General features: G+C 60.8%; 1 pseudogene. It reads right to left on the bottom strand.

What is annotated here, in order from left to right:
- A pseudogene (locus tag QD357_RS32315) lies at positions 1-1284 on the bottom strand (helicase-related protein); the annotation flags it as partial.
- Between the last annotated feature and the right edge of the window lie 42 nt (positions 1285-1326).

Below are 1326 nucleotides of genomic sequence, written 5' to 3'. Positions count from 1 at the left end.
AGTGAGAATTTCCCTCATCAAGGCGCGACCGGCGGCTTTCCGTTCGTTGAAAGCCTCGCCGACGACAGTCATGGCAAAGGCTTCGGCCGCGGTCGGAATGAGGCGCCCGATGTCCTTGCMGATTTCCGCAATCCGCCGCTTCGAGATCTCGATATCGCGTTCGGCGTMACGAATCTGCCGGCGCACGGCATATTGGTCGTCGTCATGGGCGGCGMGCAGCCGTTCGAGGCGAGCGATATCGGCTTCCAGCCCTGCCTTCTGCATCAGGCGTTCGTCGCCACTCGMAATCGCCTTGGCCATGCCGAACTGATTGGCCGCCCCTTCACCGAGATCCTCCAGCCGGCGGATCGAGGTGTCGCCGGACAAAGCGGCCGCGATAAAGCGAGCCTTGCGTTCGTTGTTTTGCCACATCGAGGCATCTAGCGAACCTTGGGTGGCATAGGCGAAGATATCGACCTCGTCATGCTGATTGCCCTGACGCACGATCCGGCCCTCGCGCTGCTCGATCTGCGAAGGCAGCCAGGGGACGTMGAGATGATGCAGMGCCTTGAGACGGAGCTGCGCATTGACGCCGGTACCCATTGTGTCCGACGAGCCKATCAGGAAGCGGATCTTGCCGGCACGGACGTCGGCGAACAGGCGCTGCTTCGCCTCCGACTTCTTGTAGTCCTGCATGAAAGCGATCTCGGATGCCGGAACGCCCATGCGGACGAGCTCGTCMCTGATCCAGCGGTAGGCGGAAAAGCCCCTGCTTTTCTCGACATTGATGGTGCCGAGATCCGAAAAGATCATCTGCGCCGCACCCGGCAGATCGAAAGGCTTGCCGTCGKGGCGGAGATACGTGCTTTGCGCGGTCTCCTGCCAGATGCGGAAAGCGTTCTGGACCAGCATGTTGAGCTTGTTGTCCGGTTCGTTGTCATTGTCCGCGTCGACCAGGCGGAGATCTATGGCGGCATGGCGACCGTCGGTKATGACGGAGAGCAGGATGTCGTCGCCGGGCTGCGCCGGTCCCTCGCGCATCTCGATCGCCTTGATACGGGCATCGAGGATCGTCTGGYAATTCTTGAAGGCCTGTGTMGGCTTGGCCGTCAGGATCTGCCGGCGGCCSGTCGAGATATYRGGCACCTTSACGTAKKCGCGGAGATCSYCMGGCATCACCACGTCGGCGAARSWSCGGAACATKGCRATCAGTTCCGGSACGTTGACGAAGSAAGCRAAACGGCTGACSGGCTTGTATTTGCCTGATGGCTGGATCTCCAGTTCCGCCGTCGTATCACCGAAGGTGATACGACGGCGGAACTGGAGATCCAGCCATCAGGCAAATAC

The sequence above is a fragment of the Rhizobium sp. BR 317 genome (genome assembly GCF_047445835.1).
GTDB classification, from domain to species: Bacteria; Pseudomonadota; Alphaproteobacteria; order Rhizobiales; family Rhizobiaceae; genus Rhizobium; species Rhizobium paranaense.
This window is presented reverse-complemented; position numbering and strand designations above follow the sequence as displayed.